A 19,903-nucleotide genomic window follows, 5' to 3' on the forward strand; every position below is an offset into this window, starting at 1 on the left:
CACGCTTGGCATGAGCCAGACGACCGATGGCATTGATGCGAGGAGCCAACTGGAACGCCACGTGTGTTGACGTTACACCTTGCTTGCTGTTAGCCACATCAGCTAGTGCATGGATGCCTACGCTTGGGGACCGATTGATCTGACGCAAGCCTTCCTTAACGAAGATACGATTATCGCCAATTAGTGGGACTTGATCGGCAATCGTAGCGAGTGCCACGACCTCGAGTAGAGGTAGGGACAACATGTTAACGAAATTATGCTTCCATACATTTTGGGGTTAAATAAGACGGTTATTCTGCACTATTACCTCCAAAGCCTGTGTTTGTCGAGAATGACTTGATACAACAATCGTTATAGCATAGACTGCAGTAAGGAATTAGCTTCTCATAATACCAGAAACTTGCCCTCTACACGGTATCGAAGGTCTATGGCTAATGGGCTTCCTCCTACTCCATGCAACTCCATGCAACTTCATGCACTCATACGACTTTATACTCTGTAGTCAATTCTACGAGTTTGCATATCCTCCCCATGCATCTGCTGCTGATATCGATGACGATGTATATCACTACATTGAAGACTTGTTTTTGGTACTATTTCTGATAGACGAGACGCTTCAAATTCCCAATTCACATCTTTCGATGGGTTCACTCGTTGTGTCTGACTATCAACTAGCAAACGTAGAGATAGGTTTATTGAAAGGATTCGTGAATGATCGGAAAACGTTATTTGCACACCCTTTTCAAAAGGGTCAATTTGTGAGAGTGTGTATGAGTCTGGACACCCTACTTGATCAGATTCGAACAACCTTAGAAGCAATTCCTCCTGAAACCTTGTTCTCCGAGTAAAGATTCCTACATCCATAGGCTTGTACCCCATCGTTTCGCATTGCCAACTTTCCCGCACTTCCAATGAAGGTTACCATCGTTCATTTCTCTCGAATTCCTCTCCCCATATAAGCATGCCTCCCCGTTGTAATAACCTCTCCAGACATCGTTTGGCTCCTGCAAATACTTTTGGAACGCTTGAAGCACGTGCCGTGACAGACATCGTTGTCCACTCACAGAAGTTAACGCCTCCTCAGTGCTTCCCTGGTTTCATAACCAGTTCTCGATTACTCAAGCCCTTTGCAGGCAGGACTCATTTCTAAATTTTCCCGATACTAAACTCTCCTCGTATTCTATTCAATCAACCCTTTGCAAATCCTTTGCAAACTCTTTGCAAAGAAAAGGCGTCATGAACCAAAAAACCTTGTTGCTAAAGGTTTTTTCAGGATTCAGGACGCCATTCTATTATTTTCAATTTATTCTTTCTGAAAAGTTCAGTGCATTTTGTTGAATACCACCTTACTTTATGGCCATCAATCTCTTTACTGCCTCTCCAGGTGCCACGTTGTACTCTGTTTTCAACATTTTTCGTAGAACCTCATATTGCTTTATCGCCGCAATGCGATCACTTGAAAGCAAATAGACTTCAATCAGCCTTGTATGTATGTCCTCATTCCATGGTGTGTATGAAAGCGCCTTTGTTAATGTCTTCACCGCCTGGCGAAAGTTCCCCCCACTCGCATAATAATCTTGGATGTGCATCAGGAGGTCTACATACTCCTGCTCCAGATTGCGTGTGGTTTGCGAGGCCCACGCATAACCGTTACCCTCCATGTACCCGCCCTTATACAGCGCGGCAATCTGTTCACATTTTTCGATATTGTTGTTGTTTAGACGAGAACCTACTGTTGTCCGCGTTTCAAACTCATAATAATCGCAATCAATTCGATCCGCATCAATCTTATATAAGCCTCGGGCATGGCGAAGCAGCCCTTCAACTCCTACGCTTCGTAAGCTTTTTCTGATATAGTGAACTGTCAGATTCAACTGGGCGGCCGCCTTGTCTACATCCCAATTTCCCCATATATCTTCCAAGATAGAGTGACGGTCGATAGCCTCTCCCCGATGATGGACAAGATAAGCCATCAGTTCCTCCGCCTTGGAGGTGCGCCATTTAATTTCCGCTCCATCACTGCGTTCCGTGAACAACCTGAAACGACCGAAACACTGTGCTTTTACCAAGCTTTTCATCGCGGTTCCTGACGTAACATTCATCGCTTGAAGCAGCCTCTCCACATAGGCTTGAGAAATCGCAACAGCACTACTTGCCCTACTGTTTTGCTGTGGTCTGCAGGCGGGCAAAAGCTCTGCCATTACAGATCCTTCATCGACAAAGCTACGGATGAACCCTTCCGGCTCCGCCAAGTGCAAAGCGGTCTTCAGCCGAACGAGCGCCTCCTCTGTTTGGCCGATACGGTGTAAAATCACGCTTTGCAAGACTAAGGTCTTGATTCGATCCCGCAGGCGATTCTCCTTGAAAAACAATCGATGCAGCCGTTCCAAGAGATCCAACGCTTCCTTTACACGCCCGCATGCAGCCAGCACTCTAGCTAAAGCCAGATACTCTGACACGCCATTTAGTGATACTTCATCCGCAGGGGCTATACTGCATCGTTCCAGCCACTCCAGAGCATAGGAGTTGTCTCCTTGCCGCACAGCTAACGAAGCTTGCTCCGCTTCGATTTTACGAAGAAACCATTTATAATCGGGAGAGTCAATCTGTACTTTCAACTGCTCTAGCAACTCTACGGCTAGAGCGTGGTTTCCCTGTGCTTGTTGAATCTGCGAAGCGATAAGATAAATTTGAACCATACTTCGCGTATTGTGCGTGATGTCAGGGCACAGAACTTGACGAATATAATTCTCGGATTCTTCTAATCGATTCCATTCATACAGCAGCTTACTGTATGAAGCATAGAGTCGTCCAACAAATGAATGTGCCTTATTGTGTTCCCATCTTGTGATCCATTTCAACAGAAATTCAGCAACCGTATGATAGTCGTTTATAATGGCCAGATGATCTTCAAATTCTTCGAACCCGCTATTATATTTATTGTTCCCAATGGTTTGAAAGAAGCAGCCTTCCGGCGTAAAGCGCTCTACTAGCTCGAAGTATTCCGACAACTGTTTCAAATCCTTTTGAAAATAACAAGAAGTTGCGCATAAAAAGTAGATATTGCCCATAATCTGTTTCCATGCTGCCCCATCCATTTGCTCTTGTAGTGCTTCATAACGAATTTTAGCTAGCTCTATTTTTTTAGCTGCCGTTCCCCAGTCCCCCATACCAATCATGAGAAGCAAATAAAACATTTCCACCATAGGATTCTTCGAAAGGAAACTCTCCGGTACTTGCAAGATCCATCTGCTTAGCGTAGCGCTCTTCTTGTAGATGAAGGCATCCAGATGATTCTCGATCAGTCGAACTACATCATCATACTGTCGCCCTTTCAAATAATGCTCTGCCGCTTCCTCCACGAATCCATGACGTTCCAGCCAACGCGCCGCCTTTGTATGCGCTTGTACCCATTTGTCTGTGTCGCCGCTTGACAAAATATGCTGAAGAAAGTCGGAAAGCAAGTGATGATAACGATACCAATTCCGCTCATCGTCCAGCGGGATAATGAACAAATTGAGTTGCTCCAGCCTTACCAGCAGTTCCTGGCTATCAACTTGACCTGTTACGGCCTCGCACAAGGAGCTGTTCATCCGCGTCAAAATGGATGTCTCAAGTAAAAAAGCTTGCATCGTCTCAGTAAGATACTGGAACACTTCCTCTAGCAAATAATCAGCTATATGATGCTGCTTACCACTAAATTGTTGAATGGAATCCGCTATATTTGAGCTTCGTTTCAGAGAGATCGACGCTAGCTGCACCCCACTGATCCACCCCTCTGTCTGGCGTAACACCTCCGTTACCTGCTCCTTTGTGAGTAGCAAGTCTCTCTTACGTTCGAAAAAACCAAGTCCTTCATCTAGTTCAAACCGCAAATCTTGCATGTTGATTTGTTGCATTTGGCCATTGGCTCGAAGTCTTGCGGTCGGTATATTTAGTTCGGTGCGGCTTGCTATGTACAGATGAATTTGGGGCGGCAAATGCTCCAACAGATAGCTAAGCGAATCATGAATTGAGGCCATGTCAATAAAATGATAGTCATCAAGAACAATTGCCATCTCTCCAGACCATTGATTCAGTTCATTTAAGAGCTCCTTGATTGCAGGCTCCGACGACAGGGAAGTTGCCGAAGGACCCTTTTCAAGACGTGCCTCTACCTGCGTGCCGAAGCCGGGCACCTTCTCTCTAATAGAAGCGATGATATTACTCCAAAATTGAATCCAATCGTTATCCTGTTGATCTAATGAAACCCATGCCACATGGATGCCACATTGCCTCGCCCATTGGCTTAACATCGTTGTCTTACCGTAGCCAGCTTGCGCAGAAGCGAGTGTCAGTTTCGCATTCATCCCCTCGTTTAACTTGGCCATCAATCTAGGCCGAGCAACCAACGAGTGCCGGGTATGTGGAATCTGAAGCTTGGTAGTCACAATCATTAAGAGTCCCTCCATATTTGTGTGAAAAGGTGCCCGGATCAAGGAAGCAGAAACAACCGCATTTGTACCATGACCCGAGAATTTGTCTTTTTATATAAAATAAAGGAATAATCACCTTGCTTATTTTATTTAATATTACAAATATTTATATAAGCATTACCTATAGAGCAAGAAGCATCCATAACACACGATGCCTCCCAATCTGCACAATAATAATCTGACGATGGATAATAATAAAGTGACTATAGGGCATTTTGCTCCAATAGCGACATTACGGCTGTCTATAACCTATGCATACTTATGCAATAACGGATGTGCTTATAGGTTAGAAGACGATCTTCCGATCATAGATATTTTTGAATATACCACAGTATTCAATTGGAAGATATACCTTTTCCCATAAGCACTTTCATTTAAAAAAACCGCCTACCCGATGGTAGACGGTTTAATTCCGCTATTAATTAGTGGATCGATTCTGCTATTTTTTTAATATCCTCTAGTGGAATATCGGTTAGATTTGCGATTTCTTCAGGTAAAAGTTTCTTTACTAGCATGTGCTGAATTAGTTCGATTCGAGCTTTTTCCATGCCTTGTTCAAGTCCTTGTTTTTGAGCCACTTCAACTTGTTTTTGAACTGCTTCAAGTCGTTCACGATAAGACGCTTCTCGACTCACCTCATCAAGAATGGCTTTTTTGCGTGAGATGTAGAGTGCCCAATTCTCTGGTTTGCGTCCGATTTCTTCTACTTCATCTAACGCTTTTTTTTAATTCCACATCATTCATCGCCGCCACCATCAATCCGTTAAAAAACATCTCTGCATTTTTCAATAATACGCTTTAAATCTGAGGCATCTAATTCCCCAAGATAAGTTTGCAATTGTTCAATGCTAACCGATATCAGCTTGGAAGTACGGGCAATGGATGGTCTGGATAATCCGCATTCCTTCCAATAGTTAATTGAAACATCATATTCTGACCTTTTCAATTGACTTGATACAGATACTGCAATTACATCAATATCTGTGGCTCGTTCGTTAGAAACAACCACTACAGGTCTAGCTTTTTTAATGTTGGGACGATCTCGATATTCCACTGCCATCAGGTAAATTTGGCCCTGCTTCGGCTTTCTTTGCGTAAAGTTCATCATAAATATCATCCTCGTCATTAATCCAAAAATGAAAATTAGATCCTAAAGTAACCACCCTATTAGCTTCAAAACTAATCTTTTGACGTTCAGGATTTTCAGCCACGTTTATCACTCCAATATTTTTTTACTATTAGTATAACCAGTCAAAGCTCCCTTGAGAAGAGGGCTTTGACTGGTTATATTGCCACTTCCAACACGTGATCCATCGCCGCCTCAGACCGCATAAAGCCTTTGTGCGCGTCAAAAAAGGTGCGGTGATGCAACAACGTGTGTAGAAACATGAAAACACTCGTTGCCACTATCACATTGGTCATGAGACGTTGCGGTTGGGAGACCACGACTTCTCCACAATGCTGTTCACTAGGCAGGTTCTCCCCTTCCTCTGCTTCGAGCAGGTTAGGAAAGACTTCGCCTGGAAACGGCATCACGTCCTGTCCGTTTTTTCTCACTCCAACAACCACTTGCCCATCCCAACCGGTCGCTTTGATCTTCGCCAGCTGATACCGGTTGATGTGCTCTGGATCATCAGGAACCGTCACGCCACCGTTGCCACTGTCGATGTACACCGCATCACGAAACATGTGCACTCGCGATCAGATCGGTAATCGTTAGTTGGTCATCTAGGTACTCTGGATACGCAACAATGTCAATCCCCTACGCGAGTGCATAGCGTTGTACGAGCATGTCTGCTATTTCCGAAACTCACGGCAAATAGTATGGGTGTAGTAGACGCGTATATAAAAATGTCATGATCACTTTTGTGCAAAAGAGGAACTTTGTAGAGTCGTAATCACCGTATAGTATTCCTTCTATTGGTGTCCACTATCTTATACTAGGTCCAACCATACACACCATCTTGCTCGTGATCTATTCTCGTGATTTCCTGTCTTAGTTGCCTGTTTTCTTGTTTCAAACGTCCCTCAGGTCGTTTTTTGGTACAGAAATAATAGCTGCTATGACTGATTCCTAGCACTTGGCATACTTTTTTAGTGGTGTGTCGTTGGGACTGGGATGCGGCGACATCTACCAGTTTTTGAGCTGTTATTTTTTTGCGAATATGGTCATAGCCTTTTTTAAGATATCGTTTTCCTCTTCTAATTCTCGGATCCGAATCTTCAACTTCCTAACATCCATGGCTGTCAGCGTCTCTTGTTCTACCGAAATTTCTTTGCGTTCCTGAACCCATTTGTATAACGCCGTTTTACCTAGACCATATTCGCTCATGATTTCTGATGGTGTTTTGCCCGTGTGATAGAGGTCAACAATCATGGACTTACATTCTTCAGTATACCTAGTTTGTTTCGTTCCCAATTTCCCGACACAACCTTTCAATCATAGTTTATCAGTCCTCCTTTTTGTGTCCACTACTTTATACTAGGTCCAGCGATAGGTAGGCGCTTCGACAATCGCTTGGATCAACTCCCCGATATCCGAGTGTTTTTCGCTCATTTCTACCTCTTGTCGCCACTGTTCATATTCGCGGATATACTTGCTGATCGTTTTGCGGGCAATCCCCGTCATCGCTTCGATCTCCCTTTGCGATTTGCCCTCTCGGTAATAGGAAAGCAATATGTTTTGCTTCTGAATCATGTCAATCATCTCTCCCAGCTCCTCACATCCGTAACCTTCTACCTCTGTGAGGGTATCATTTGGTGGGGGAGTTTTAAATGACTGCGGTGGTGTACTTTTAAAGTATCAGATACACTTGATGAAACGTCGTCAATATGACCGAGACCAACTAGCCAAGGTAGTCTAAAAAGCGGGTAGCTAAGGTCTTGCTCCAACCATCTGTCGCAAGACCGTTTTTCATTTTGTTTAGGGATTCATTTGTCAAGGTCAGGTCGTATTTTACGGAAAAGTACGTCTGGAAAATCTCCACCTTTCCCTTGACTTCACTCTCAACCCCTAGACGTAGCCATAGATCGGTATTACGAGTTTCGGGGCTAAACTAAATTTGACAATCCCAGAATTTACCCTCTTGAAACGATGACGATGGTTAATGTGTAAAGTCAAGGTCATCGGCTACTCATCTCAAGTTTGAGCGAGCCGCCCTGAATGGAGTGCCCATACATCTCCCCGAAACCTCTCTATGAATCGTCAATCATGCGACACAGCTACAATAGCTCCTGGAAACACGGTAAGAGCCCGTTCAAACTCCTCAAGAATTGCAAAACTAAGATGGTTTGTGGGTTCATCCAACACCAGCAAGTTGGCACCGGACGCCAACAGTTTCGCAATCCTCAGCTTTCGATGCTGACCAGGACTAAGCGCTGCACATGGCAGGTCAAACTCCTCGTAACGAAACAATTCATAAGATAGAAGTTGCGCAATCGCCGCCTCGCGACACTCCTCATAAACTCGTGAACGCTCTTGAGTACTTTCCTCGTAGCCATTCACAGACGAAGCAGTTTGATGGTGGCGTTGCTCTGTAGATCGTCGCTGACTCTTCTCAACAAGCTCTCTCCTAAACTCTTCCAGTACGGTTCGAACTGGGTCCGGCCAATGCAGGTCCTGTGGTACATACCCAATCCTCGTTCCCGCTGGTCGAAGTACCATTCCGGTCGACGGTGGCCGAACGCCCGCGACAACATTGAGCAGTGTCGTCTTCCCTGCCCCATTGGGTCCCACGATGAGCATCCTCTCGGAACGCCCAAGGGTGAAACCGATTCCTTCGAAAAGGTGTCGACCGTTCGGCAATACGTACGAAACCTCTGAACAAGTAACGGCAACCGCATGATGCGAAGCCACCCATTCGAAGTTCGCATCAAAGCAAAGAGGTTTTGGGGGGCGTGGCACAGCATTTGCCTGAATTCGCACGAGTTCAACTTCGGCTGATTGGATGTTGCGTCCAACCGCCCGCTCCACTTTAGCGTGGTGGCCCTTGTAAGCCATTTTGTTATTGTCCTTTGGTGGCCGGTTGTGACCAACGTGCTGATGTGCTGATTGAATGCGTTGTTTCAATTCCTGGATTTGCGCCTGCTGCATCGTGTAACGTTCTTCCCACTGGACGCGCTCCAGCGCCTTTTGACGTTGATACATGTCATAATTTCCGCTATAACGTTTCGCGCGATGGGAATATTCATCGATTTCAATGATTTGATTCACCACGATATTCAGGAATAGGCGGTCATGGGACACCACCATGACCGCTCCTGAAAAAGCGGCCAGGTACTGTTCAAGCCATTCCAACGCTTTCCTGTCCAGATGATTGGTTGGTTCATCCAACAGGAGCAAGTCAGGTGACTGAATGAGAACAGCTGCCAAACCTAAGCGGACTTGCTCACCACCCGACAGAGAACTGACGGGCCGCTCCCGATCAATTGAAGCCAACCCTAGCCCTTGGAGGACAGCATCGACACGATGTGGCAAATCATACCCTCCACGGTGCTCAAAACGAGCTTGGAGATCACCGTATTCGCTGAGGACACGCTCCAATGCATGCGAATCATCGGACAGCTTTGTCATGAGATCCATTAGACGGTTAATGGTTACATGCATTTCCTGAATCTCTTTTGTTGCATCCTCCAAGAGCGCCGTAATGGTTAAATTCCCCTTTGGTTCGAATGCTTGCGGCAGATACCCCAGTGTGATGGATGGAGCAAGTAGAACCGTGCCAAGACTAAGCTCCATGTCTCCAGCTAAGATTTTCAGCAAAGTGGACTTACCAGCGCCATTTGCGCCAACGAATCCGACGCGATCGCCGTACGCCAGGGAAAAGCTGACGGATTCCAGAACAACCCGTTCTCCGAAAGATTTTGAACCCTGCTCTATTGACAAAATAGACATATGCTATCCCCCCTATTGCAACGCAAAAAACCGTGGTGCAGACGCGCCCACGGCAGAACAAACATATGCTCTTCAGGGAGAAATAGAAACTACACGAAAAACCCAGCGTGCGGCGCAACCGTTGTTAAGGTTCACCGTTCACGGAACATGGTCTAGTCTCCTGAAAGAGTGGCAACTGTTCGTCTCATCATGGGTAGCTCAACCCGAAGCTAGTCATACTGCTCCGTTCGCCGTCGTTGCACGGCGTCTGCACACAAAGCACCGATATTTAAATGGTGTTATCGTGCGGATGAGTTGCGCATGATGTTACGAGATACCACCTTTCATCAAAAGTGAAGCATTCAAATACACACTCTCCATCTTACACTCACAATGTAGCGGAAATCCCTGCGAAAGTCAATTCAATTTTCCTCCTCACCAGCGGACTAGGGGAGCGTCAGGATCAGGTCTTGTTTCTCGTTATAGGATATCTGTGAGGTCATTGCAGTTCAATAATCCTTGCATTTTTATGCAAGGATGTATTCTTTGTCTTATGGGATTTTCGCCCCCGATAACGACAAATAAGCTATTAAGCAGTTCTTCTCTCCATCGTTAAAAATTCAACATCTCCCACTAGAAACATCATAATAGGCTCGAACCCGAGTTTGTGATACAAAGCAATTGCCCGCTTATTGAATTGGGCGACGGTCAAACGAGATGGCGTGGCATTAAATTCAGATTGGGCAAACTCCAATATTGAACGTACAAAAGCATAACCCCTCCCATGCCCTGTCATGTCAGGTCTCATTCCTAAGCCAATATCGAGAGCCCCGTTGTCGGGATAGGCACCATGTTTTATCCCTGCTGGGACTATAGCCGAGTTGCCGAAGCAACAATATCCGATGAGAACACCGTTTTCGAGGACTGTAAAATATGTGCCATTAAGCAATTCACCAATGCCGTCATCATCCATATTGTAAAAGTCGTAAGGCTCGTCGTATTTCCAACTCAATATTTCTAATGCATCGTCTCTACCTATCGGTTGTACAGTGAGATTCACATTAAAACCTCCATAACTTTTTCGAACATAACGGCCCAATAACGTAGGAACCCAGAAAATTCCGCAATATATATTTATGCATCGGCCTAAGCAAATCCTTCGTCAAGATCAGCTCCCGTTAGTTCAATTTTGCTAATCTTAAAACCATTAAGTCCTCATCGAAATAATGTCCATCAAACTTCAAAGCATGTGGTTCTACACCGTAAACTGCAAATCCCAGCGAGGCATATAACCGTTTAGCTGATTCGTTATTAGACACTACCGTTAGATGAATCTGTTCCAACCCATCGCATTCTTTAGTCGCCCTCTCAATGAGGGCTAACAGTAGGGTTTTACCTAAACCACGTCCTCGAAATTGAGGCTCTATGTACATACCGTAGATATTTCCTTTATGTGTCGTCTTAAGCCTGTTTTCACGTGCAAAATTGACAATGCCAACTAATATGTTGCTGTCGTCAAAACATCCCAACGTAAATTGGTCTTTTGTATGCTGTATCCTCTCTGCAAAATTCTCCAAAGGTCTAGTGGCTTCTTGCTCATATGTTGATCCAAATGAACCAGGATCATTTTTCAATGAACGCAACCTAACCTCCCTATACACTTGGGCGTCAAAATTGTCCAACAGTCTAATATACATACGGCACTTCCAATCCATTATCAGATGTGTTTTCAAATAACCTTCCAAATTTAATTAAACGGCCCAATTGCGCAATGTTCCGAAAGCGTATGCCATCGTATAATCGTACAACAGGCGAGCGCTAATGACCCCTGAATTTGCGCCGCTGGGTAAGTCGGAGGCCTTGCGGCCTCCTTCTCCCCTAAGAACTGCACGTAACAGTTTCCCGTTATGCAGCTCAAGCCATCCTGCAGTTTTGACGTTGTCGTTGTCCCTTTGACTGTTTCCCTTGCCAGACCACCTGTCCATCAACAATGCTTTCTTGATTAGAAAGGTAGCGTTCTGGATTGTCTGGAAAAGTGTCATAGTCATTGATGGAGCGGTACTTTTCGTAGCACCATCGATGCGTAACGACGACATTTTCAATCGTGTTGTGCCCACCTAATCGCTCGGGAATCATTCGGGCGAAAAGAATGGCATTATCTCCATTCACCTGCCAGCGGCGGAAGTGTTCTACCGATATATTGCATCCGCATAGAGCACATTTGCCGCCAGTTTTACGCACCACTTTCTTCTGGAAACCATTCAGTCGTTTGAGTAGCAGTTGCTCGCGTCTGGCTTCGAAATATTCATGGTCACTCGGTCGATGAGGTGAACGCCGCCCCTGTATCTTGATGTGCCGAATGATGCGGACATCAGTCATGGTGGCTAGGACAAATGAACCGTCCGCGAATACCCAGTTTCGGTTTCCGCTTCGAGTAAAGTACCTCTGGTATAACCACTTTGTACTTTTCTTAGGGTGGCGTCGTTTTATCCACTTCCACAGCATCTGGTTAATTCGATGGTCGCAGTAGGCAAAGACCTTCTTGCTGACCTGCGTGCTGTAGTAATTGCCCCATCCTCGAATAATTGGATTGAGTAACCGAATGACCATAGATTGCTTCGCCGACTTGTTTGTGTCCAGTATGCTTTTGATTTTCCGTAGAACAGCGAGTTTACTGTCCTTAGCGGGTTTAATCAATAGTTGACCCTTGTACTTGCGGACGTGGAATCCAAGGAAGTCGAACCCGCCATTGATGTTCGTTATGTGCGTTTTTTCTAGACTGAGTTCGACGCCTACGTTCTCCGAAAGCCACTGGGCGATGACTGGAACGAACTGCTCTGCTTGCTCCTTCGTTTTACACGTGACAATGAAGTCATCCGCATACGAGACGATGTTGATGCCCGGGTTAGCACGGCTACTCCCGAATCCCATTTGAAATGCCTTTTGCCGCAAATCTTCCTCCATACCCTGCAGCGCGATGAGCGCAATTAACGGCGAAGCCAGCCCGCCCTGCGGAGTGCCCCGCGGGCTTGCCAGCAGGCCTTCTTCGGGGTCGAGGACCGGGGCTTTTAACATACGCCGAACATATATACGGTCCTCCGGAGCCAATTTGGCCAAGAGCTTCGCATGGTCGACGTTGTCAAAATAACCGCGTATGTCCCCTTCGATGACCCACTGGGCAGAACCTGACTTGCAGAGGTTCGCGAAGACTTGACTCATGGCATCCCATGTTGACCTTTGTGGACGGAATCCGTACGTATTGGGCGCAAATTGAATGTCCCATTCTGGTTCCATGGCCGCTTTATGGATGGCCTGACACACGCGATCATGCGTAGTTGGAATACCGAGTGGCCTGAGTTTCCCGTTTTTCTTGACGATGTACACGCGCCGAACGGGTAGGGGGCGACTTCGGAGATTGACGAGTCCACGTAGCTCGCGCCGTTTTTCCGGCGTGGTGTATGTTTTTCCGTCTACTCCAGGTGTGCGGCGTCCCTTGTTTTCTTGCGTCACGTGCCGAATGGCCAGAAGTTTGGTGTGGTGGCTGGTACGGATGAGCCACTTGTAGTGGCGCACAGCTTTACGATTGTTGTGTTCGACTGCGTGGGCCAGTTGTCGCTGTAACCTGAGAACGTGGCGTTCGATTTCCTTCCAGTCTATCCACTCGTCTGCATGCTCACTGGTATCCGCTGTTTGAGCTTCTACCCATGCGCGCATGATTTCGTCCTCGCGGATTTGTCTGAGGTTCTTACGAATGTGGCCTGTTGACTCGTCTTGTGAGACGGCTATTCGGTTCATAACAGACCACTCCTTTCGTCTCTTGCTGCAGGATTTCCGGCTGGATGACCTTGGGCAAGTCTGCACGCTTTCGCGTTGGGGGTATCCCGGCATTTTTGCCGCCCCCTATCTGTCTCATTACAAGGCAGCCTTCGCTTTTTGCCCGTTCCTCTACCCCCTAGGGTATTCAGCGTCACTCGCGTTCCGCTTACTGTCCACAATTGGACAGACCCCATGGGGCTTGCCTTGTTCCGTCGACAACCCATCTCTGAAGTGTTTAGGTGCCCCGAGTCCCGCGATAGCCCATGGAACTGCGAATCGCCAAAACGGGAGTGACGATTCCGGCTACTTGCCTTTTGGCACAAGCGTATCATGGTGTTTCGCTTGTCTTGCGTGACGCGGTTTATATGGGGTTCACTGGTGTTCACCATGCACTTCTCAACCTAGCTCCGGCCAGAATTCACCCTATCTGGCGCGGCTACATTGTTCCGTGAGCTATCGCAAGACCGCGTTACCACTGTCCCACGTCACGGTAGGTTCGCGTCCGCAGTCCTGGACGGGCGGATTTGCACCGCATGATTACCGACGACTTTCAAGTCGCAACCCATTACTGCAATAGCAATTCTGTCACAACAATAGGAAACCTGATAATCAGGCTTCCTATTGTTGTCGCACTAGTATTCATTTCGAAAGATACTCATGATAATTCGGTCATATTTATGTCCATCTCGAAGCACCGATTCACGCATTGCTCCTTCTACTTTGAACCCAACCTTTTCATAAGCACGTATGCCTCGTTTGTTGTAACTGATGACATCCAATCCAACTCGATTCAAATTCAGTTCCGAAAACGCATATCGCAGAATGAGTCGTAGCGCATCGGTTCCGTAACCCTTGCTTCGGAAATTTTCTTCACCAATACCGATAGCTAAGAGCCCACATTGGTTATTCCACTCAATGCCATGCAAAGCAACAAAGCCAATAAGTGTATCATTATCTACTGTCCGTAAAAGGAATTCGATGCCATTAGAGCTCTTTCCGACGAAACTTTGGAATGCTTCAGTGGTTGGGACAGCCATATCAGAATCCACATTCCTGAGATATTCCGCATCGTGACTCCAAGATGCCATTACAGAAGCATCTTCTGAACGAAATGCACATAGTCGCACTAGTTCGCCACAAAACAACTGATGATTACTTAGCATTTAAATTTTACCCCCATATTGCAGCGGGGCAACTAGGTTAGTGCCCCCTGCGTGCGTTTAAACTTTCAAACGGTGAATTCAGGAAGGCAAACATAGACACACTCTCCTCAATTTTTATAAGAAAATTCTACATCAATTTAATTACGGAATATAGTCACTACTCGAATTCTTTGCTAAACACTTCTGTCCAATAGCGACGCTACTGCTTTTCATTACTCATGAATACGTAAGCAATAATGGATGTACTTATAGGTTAGAATACGATCTTCTGATCATAGATATTTTTGAATATACCACACTATTCAATTGAAAGATATACCTTTCCCAATGAGCATCTTCCATCGAGTAGATGGGAGTGCCTAGCCCCCATCTACTCGATGACTCTACCTACTCTAGACTGCCTTGTGGACCGAAAAATTCATAGTGAATATGATCTGATGATACATTTAACTGCTGTAATGAAGTAACCATCGACTTCATAAAGGGTTTGGGACCACAGACATAGAACTCAGCATCGCGAGGTACACGTGCATCTAGGAGTGCGAGATCAATATACCCTGCTTGAGCAAAATGAGCGCGTTGTTTATCCTCTTCGTGTGGTTTTTCATACACAATGTAGTACTGGAGTGACGGATGAGCGATTGCTAACTCCTCCATTTCCGTTTGGAAGGCATGTACACCTCCGTGAATGGCAGCGTGCACATAGGTCACTTCATGCTGTGGATCATAGGTTAACAAGGAATGCACCATACTAAGAAGAGGGGTCATACCCACTCCGCCGCTTAAAAAGACAATCGGATGATGAGTTGTCACATCTAGAGTAAAATCACCTGCAGGTGCGGCCACGTGCAAGGTGTCCCCCACTTGCACATGATGATGAAGATACGTAGAAACAATCCCTTCGGGCCATCCATCATGGGCATCTTCGCGTTTTACACTTATTCGATAATAGGGTTTACCTGGTTCATCTGATAAACTATACTGGCGTCGTTGTGTATGCGCTAAACCAGGAATATCGATCTTTAACGTGAGATATTGGCCAGGTTCATACACGGCAACCGTACCTCCATCTTCCGGCTCTATATAAAATGAGGTAATGACATCACTTTCCTGAACTTTTTTCACGACGATAAATGGGCGAAATCCTTCCCATCCGCCTGTTTGCGTAGCAACTTGTGCGTACATATCTTGTTCCACACCAATAAAAGCATCAGCAATCACACCATAAGCTTGTGCCCATGCTCCAATAATCTCATCTGTCGCACCATCACCCAACACTTCTTTCATGGCACCCAAGAGGTTTTCACCAATAATCGGATAGTGCTCGGGTGTAACACCTAGACCGCGATGTTTATGTCCAATCTGCTTCACAACTGGTAAGATATCTTCAATATGTTCAATATGCAATGCGGCTGCATACACCGCCTGTGCAAGTGCCGTTTGCTGCTGCCCTTTGCGCTGATTCGTTTGGTTAAATATATCAAGCATAGAAGGTTCATTCTGGAATAAACGTTCATAAAAACGAGTGGTAATGCGCTCTCCGTAAATTTCGAGAACTGGTACAGTCGATGTAATGATGTCTTTTGTTGCTTGCGAAAGCATAGAGAGACCTCCTCATAGTCTAAACAATCACTTCGTTCATGATTATAATCCACTCATTCGATAAAAGATATATTTAAAATACATCTTTATATAAGATGAACATACGTTGATGATTTCAACAGATGAAAAGGGGACTTTGCTTGAATCTCACACGATTTACAGACTATTCATTGAGAGTGTTACTCTATGTGGCCACGCAATCAGACAATCGCTTAGCCAATATCCAAGAGATAGCCACTGTATACGGGATATCCAATCATCATCTCGTTAAAATTGTGCATAAACTAGGCAATCTGGGTTTGCTAGAAACAGTCCGCGGCCGTCATGGTGGTATACGACTAGCGATTCGTCCGGAAGATATTAACGTAGGATGGGTGGTGCGACAAACAGAGGAAAATTGGAATATCGTAGAATGTTTTGATGAGGAAAATGGATTTTGCATCCTCAATCCAGCATGCCGTCTAAAAAACATCTTAGCCAAAGCTTTGCAAGCATATCTCGCCGAACTCGATCACTATACACTCGCCGATCTCATCATCAACCGCGAAACGCTACAAGAACTCCTTAGCTCTGGGATAAAAGAAAGCTAATTCACAGCTGTTGATGGCAGGATAAAAAAGCAGGTTGTGGCTGGCAACAAAACATGTAGGTTTGTCATGCCATAAACAAACATATCAACGAATCTTAGTTAACTACGATTCATCTGCCACAGTAACAGTGATGGTGTCTTACAAGACGTCTAAGCCTACGAATTGAGTGTTATCCTGCTTACTATCGGCTCCTTTTGTATGGTAGCTCTGCATTGGCTACCCATTTACAGTATGGCCAACGCAACCTACGGTTTTACGAAACGGGGCCGGTGTCGTGCATTATGACTAATGCAAGAAAATCAATAGGAAATCATCTTGGTTTTGTTGCATGCCAAATAGTCCATTGGTCCTTCTCTACAATTTCACCAGAAGCGTATACCCGCTCATCGATCAATGTAATCAGCGATTCAATTTCACTACCGCTAAGTTCGTGTAAAATTGATCTCCCTTTTCGTTGTCGAATGTCTTCAAAGAGTTCATCCTTGGATGGATAGACTTTTCTAGTTTCCCATACAGTCATCGACTCAGCATGTTCGAATCCAACGGTAGGTAGTTCACTCAGAACGGCTTCATCTGTTCTACGACGACCAGACTCGATCTTTAAAAGTCGTGGAAAGCATTCGAAGAAGTATCCCCGAATATGCTCAGATGAACCTGGTAACGCAATATCATCGGGAGTGCGGTCTTGAATAATCACCTTTCCTCCTGGCTTTAGGATTCGTATTGCCTCCTCTAGACAAGGACGAATATCTGTCAGATGATGAATCAAGGCTCGTTGAAACACAACATCGACTGAACTCTCAGTTAGCCCCGTGCTTGTCGCATCACCGACTTGAAACGAAACACTTGATAAATCAGAACAATTTTCTGCAGCTGCCGAAATCATGTTTGGTGAGCTGTCAACACCTACGACTTCTCTTGCCCCTAATGCAAGCCAAGCCCTTGAATAAATTCCACCTCCACATCCAACATCGGCAACACGAAGACCGTTGGGATTATCAAGGGATAAAATGGCTTTAGTCCAGGATTCATCAGCAGTTCTGCCAGTATAGGTGAACTTGTTCCGTTCATCATTGAAATTAATCGGCATCTCGGCACCCCCGAATAAGAAACGACTTTGAACTCAGTATAGGAATCGATAATGACTTTATAAATGAGGTATTAACAATTGGAATGAAGGCATCTTCTTCTTGAATTATGCGGCCCTTATTCTCAAGATCGCTGACCCAGATATCCTTGCATAATCATACACAAGTGCTGGAGTGACGGCTACCGAATTTTCGCCCCCGAATGCGTAAGACCTACAGTGCTTGCGCTTCGTGTGATAATACACCAGTCGAGCGATAGGGACTCTCGCAGCTTCACGCCCTTGTGCGCAATAATGAGGGCATGCCCTATATGGCACAGGTCCCATCTTTGTGACGTTTAACTCGGGTGGTGTGACTTCATTCGTTCAAGAAACCTTCCAGTTTTTCTTTGACCCCTAACCACTCTTCGTCGATTACGCTATAGTAAACAGAATGCCTACGGTAACCATCGCTTAAAATCCGATGATTACGAATGACTCCTTCCTTGACGCCACCTAGCCTTTCAATAGCCTTTTGTGAACGAAGATTACGAGAATCTGTTTTTAGCTGAACACGGATTGTGCCAAGTGTTTCAAAGCAGTGTTTGAACAACAGATATTTACATTCTGTATTCACTTTTGTTCTCCAAACGCTTGGAGACAGCCACGTCCAGCCTATTTCGAGGCTTCTATTCGTGGCGGATATATCCAGAAAGCGAGTGCTTCCAACAAGCTTGCTGGCGTCCTTATCAAAAATTACGAACGGAAACTGAGTCCCTTGTTCTCGTTCTTTTAATGCGTCGTTTACAAGTCGTTCCATATCGCCGAACGTTTGCACCACCATTGGCATATACGTCCATATATCGAGACTACTACCCGCCGCAAACAGTTCTTCGGTGTGCTTAGTTTCCATAGGAAGAATTTTAACTCTTTGTCCCAATAACTCGATCGGTCTAATCTCCAATTTATCAACTCCTTATGGTCTTTCACTTATAACTGGATAAATGGTATTGGACGCTTCGGCCCGAATGCCCAAAAACTACCGTGCTAGCTCTCTGCATAATAATAGACCATTCCAGAGGTAGGGACTATTGCAGTTTCGCGCCCTTTCACGCAGGAAATCAGAACACTATGAAAGCTTCTTGACGAACCTGTATCCCGTGATATCATAACCGAGATTTTTATAGAACTCGTGAGCATCAGAACGTTCTGGTCTCATCCCGCTCGTCAAAAAAATTTTTGGAGCGCCTGCCTCCAAAGCCCATCTCTCCGCTGTCTGAACGAGTGACTTTCCGATTCCCATGCCTCTATACTGCGAATGGGTTACCAACGCAACAATTTGAATAGGCGTATCGTCACTTTCATACAGTACACGCTTACATACACCAACCAAGCCAATCGCTCGTCCATCCAAGTCCGCAATGAAGGTATGGTAATCGGGCAACGACTCCAAAATCTGCATTCGATTTAGCATCACTTCCACAGATGTTGGATATCCCAATTCTCGCATCAGGACGACTACATCCTCAATGTCGTTTACATTGAAGTCTCGAATATGCGATGTCAATATAAGTCCCACAATGTAACTCATTCTCCGAATAACTGCTTCAATAGCGACACTACTGCTTTTCATCACCATGCATACTTATGCAATAACGGATGTACTTATAGGTTAGAATACAATCTTCTGATGATAGATATTTTTAAATATACCATACTATTTAATTGGAAGATATACCTTTTCCCATGAGCATTTTCATGTATAAATATCGCCTACCGAGTGGTAGACGGTGTTAATCTTGTTTTATCTATTCGTTTTTCATCTGCTCAACCACTTGCCCATTCCAGCCGGTCGCTTTGATCTTCGCCAGCTGATACCGGTTGATGTGCTCTGGATCATCAGGAACCGTCACGCCACCGTTGCCACTGTCGATGTACACCGCATCATGAAGTGTGTGCACTTGTTCGTGCAAGAGTTTCCGTGTGGGCGCATGATCGACACAACCTACAATCACAGGTGTGATGGGGTCCACTCGACCATAATGTCTTACTGGCATGTGTACACTTCCGATCAGATCCGTGATCGTTCGTTGGTCATCTAGGTACTCTGGATACGCAACGATGTCAATCCCATACGCGAGTGCATAGCGTTGTGCGATCACGTCTGCTCTTTTACAAAACTCACGGCAAAAAGTATGGGTGTAGTAGACTCGTCTATAAAAATGGTATGATCACTTTTGTTCAAAAGGGAAATTTTGTAGAGTCGCAATCTCCGTATATCATTCCTTCCATCAGTGTACACTATTTGATCAAATTCG

The 19,903-nt window shown here is 45.4% G+C and carries 18 protein-coding genes; 1 reads left to right on the forward strand and 17 read right to left on the reverse strand.

The features are described from left to right. The 13 genes from MM817_RS15190 to hmpA form a co-directional block, all read right to left on the reverse strand. Positions 1–217: hypothetical protein (locus MM817_RS15190; protein ID WP_419723423.1), on the reverse strand; the 217-nt coding region annotated here is incomplete at its 3' end. Between the two features lie 1,129 nt (positions 218–1,346). After that, positions 1,347–4,436 (reverse strand): AfsR/SARP family transcriptional regulator, encoded by a 3,090-nt coding sequence (locus MM817_RS15195; protein WP_241716701.1) that lies wholly within the window; start codon positions 4,434–4,436, stop codon positions 1,347–1,349. Positions 4,437–4,897: 461 nt separating this feature from the next. Continuing rightward, entirely contained in the window at positions 4,898–5,110 is a 213-nt protein-coding gene (locus tag MM817_RS15200) for a hypothetical protein (protein WP_241716703.1), read from the reverse strand. A 128-nt stretch (positions 5,111–5,238) separates the two neighbouring features. Next, positions 5,239–5,580, reverse strand: coding sequence for a type II toxin-antitoxin system PemK/MazF family toxin (locus MM817_RS15205; protein WP_241716705.1), 342 nt, complete (start codon positions 5,578–5,580; stop codon positions 5,239–5,241). A 179-nt stretch (positions 5,581–5,759) separates the two neighbouring features. After that, positions 5,760–6,170, reverse strand: coding sequence for a hypothetical protein (locus tag MM817_RS15210; RefSeq protein WP_241716707.1), 411 nt, complete (start codon positions 6,168–6,170; stop codon positions 5,760–5,762). 454 nt (positions 6,171–6,624) lie between these two features. Next, on the reverse strand, positions 6,625–6,894 hold the full coding sequence (locus tag MM817_RS15215) for a transposase (RefSeq protein WP_241716708.1): 270 nt from the start codon (positions 6,892–6,894) through the stop codon (positions 6,625–6,627). A gap of 63 nt (positions 6,895–6,957) precedes the next feature. Continuing rightward, positions 6,958–7,182 (reverse strand): helix-turn-helix domain-containing protein, encoded by a 225-nt coding sequence (locus MM817_RS15220; protein WP_241716710.1) that lies wholly within the window; start codon positions 7,180–7,182, stop codon positions 6,958–6,960. 498 nt (positions 7,183–7,680) lie between these two features. Continuing rightward, the gene (locus MM817_RS15225; protein ID WP_241716712.1) at positions 7,681–9,369 is read right to left on the reverse strand and encodes an ABC-F family ATP-binding cassette domain-containing protein; all 1,689 of its coding nucleotides are present in this window, start codon (positions 9,367–9,369) and stop codon (positions 7,681–7,683) included. A gap of 568 nt (positions 9,370–9,937) precedes the next feature. After that, complete coding sequence (locus MM817_RS15230) at positions 9,938–10,408, reverse strand: GNAT family N-acetyltransferase (RefSeq protein WP_241716714.1); 471 nt, start codon at positions 10,406–10,408, stop codon at positions 9,938–9,940. Between the two features lie 118 nt (positions 10,409–10,526). Continuing rightward, on the reverse strand, positions 10,527–11,063 hold the full coding sequence (locus MM817_RS15235; RefSeq protein WP_336605200.1) for a GNAT family N-acetyltransferase: 537 nt from the start codon (positions 11,061–11,063) through the stop codon (positions 10,527–10,529). Between the two features lie 199 nt (positions 11,064–11,262). After that, positions 11,263–13,143 (reverse strand): group II intron reverse transcriptase/maturase, encoded by a 1,881-nt coding sequence (gene ltrA / locus MM817_RS15240; RefSeq protein ID WP_241716717.1) that lies wholly within the window; start codon positions 13,141–13,143, stop codon positions 11,263–11,265. 653 nt (positions 13,144–13,796) lie between these two features. Further along, positions 13,797–14,327, reverse strand: coding sequence for a GNAT family N-acetyltransferase (locus MM817_RS15245; RefSeq protein ID WP_241716718.1), 531 nt, complete (start codon positions 14,325–14,327; stop codon positions 13,797–13,799). A gap of 387 nt (positions 14,328–14,714) precedes the next feature. Next, the gene (gene hmpA, locus MM817_RS15250) at positions 14,715–15,929 is read right to left on the reverse strand and encodes an NO-inducible flavohemoprotein (RefSeq protein ID WP_241716720.1); all 1,215 of its coding nucleotides are present in this window, start codon (positions 15,927–15,929) and stop codon (positions 14,715–14,717) included. 140 nt (positions 15,930–16,069) lie between these two features. Here hmpA and MM817_RS15255 point away from each other — a divergent pair, with 140 nt between their 5' ends. Continuing rightward, entirely contained in the window at positions 16,070–16,519 is a 450-nt protein-coding gene (locus MM817_RS15255) for an Rrf2 family transcriptional regulator (protein ID WP_241716722.1), read from the forward strand. Between the two features lie 310 nt (positions 16,520–16,829). Here MM817_RS15255 and MM817_RS15260 read toward each other — a convergent pair whose 3' ends face one another. From MM817_RS15260 to MM817_RS15275, 4 genes are all read right to left on the reverse strand, one after another. Beyond that, the gene (locus MM817_RS15260) at positions 16,830–17,609 is read right to left on the reverse strand and encodes a class I SAM-dependent methyltransferase (protein ID WP_241716724.1); all 780 of its coding nucleotides are present in this window, start codon (positions 17,607–17,609) and stop codon (positions 16,830–16,832) included. Positions 17,610–17,964: 355 nt separating this feature from the next. Continuing rightward, positions 17,965–18,549 carry a GNAT family N-acetyltransferase gene (locus MM817_RS15265; protein ID WP_241716513.1) on the reverse strand — a complete coding sequence of 195 codons (585 nt, stop codon included), beginning with the start codon at positions 18,547–18,549 and terminating at the stop codon, positions 17,965–17,967. Positions 18,550–18,714: 165 nt separating this feature from the next. After that, a complete protein-coding gene (locus MM817_RS15270; RefSeq protein ID WP_241716726.1) occupies positions 18,715–19,218 on the reverse strand; it encodes a GNAT family N-acetyltransferase in 504 nt (167 codons plus the stop codon). Between the two features lie 175 nt (positions 19,219–19,393). Then, positions 19,394–19,747 carry a hypothetical protein gene (locus MM817_RS15275; RefSeq protein WP_241716728.1) on the reverse strand — a complete coding sequence of 118 codons (354 nt, stop codon included), beginning with the start codon at positions 19,745–19,747 and terminating at the stop codon, positions 19,394–19,396. Between the last annotated feature and the right edge of the window lie 156 nt (positions 19,748–19,903).

Origin of the sequence: Sulfoacidibacillus ferrooxidans, from assembly GCF_022606465.1 — a bacterium.
Classification (GTDB): Bacteria; Bacillota; Bacilli; order Alicyclobacillales; family SLC66; genus Sulfoacidibacillus; species Sulfoacidibacillus ferrooxidans.

What these genes read in the sequence shown, in the direction of transcription:
- MM817_RS15235 (WP_336605200.1), bottom strand. Translation starts at nt 11,063, where the DNA reads ATGGATTGGAAGTGCCGTATGTATATTAGACTGTTGGACAATTTTGAC.
- MM817_RS15225 (WP_241716712.1), bottom strand. Translation starts at nt 9,369, where the DNA reads ATGTCTATTTTGTCAATAGAGCAGGGTTCAAAATCTTTCGGAGAACGG.
- MM817_RS15220 (WP_241716710.1), bottom strand. Translation starts at nt 7,182, where the DNA reads ATGATTGACATGATTCAGAAGCAAAACATATTGCTTTCCTATTACCGA.
- ltrA (WP_241716717.1), bottom strand. Translation starts at nt 13,143, where the DNA reads ATGAACCGAATAGCCGTCTCACAAGACGAGTCAACAGGCCACATTCGT.
- hmpA (WP_241716720.1), bottom strand. Translation starts at nt 15,929, where the DNA reads ATGCTTTCGCAAGCAACAAAAGACATCATTACATCGACTGTACCAGTT.
- MM817_RS15270 (WP_241716726.1), bottom strand. Translation starts at nt 19,218, where the DNA reads ATGAAAAGCAGTAGTGTCGCTATTGAAGCAGTTATTCGGAGAATGAGT.
- MM817_RS15260 (WP_241716724.1), bottom strand. Translation starts at nt 17,609, where the DNA reads ATGCCGATTAATTTCAATGATGAACGGAACAAGTTCACCTATACTGGC.
- MM817_RS15245 (WP_241716718.1), bottom strand. Translation starts at nt 14,327, where the DNA reads ATGCTAAGTAATCATCAGTTGTTTTGTGGCGAACTAGTGCGACTATGT.
- MM817_RS15195 (WP_241716701.1), bottom strand. Translation starts at nt 4,436, where the DNA reads ATGATTGTGACTACCAAGCTTCAGATTCCACATACCCGGCACTCGTTG.
- MM817_RS15205 (WP_241716705.1), bottom strand. Translation starts at nt 5,580, where the DNA reads ATGAACTTTACGCAAAGAAAGCCGAAGCAGGGCCAAATTTACCTGATG.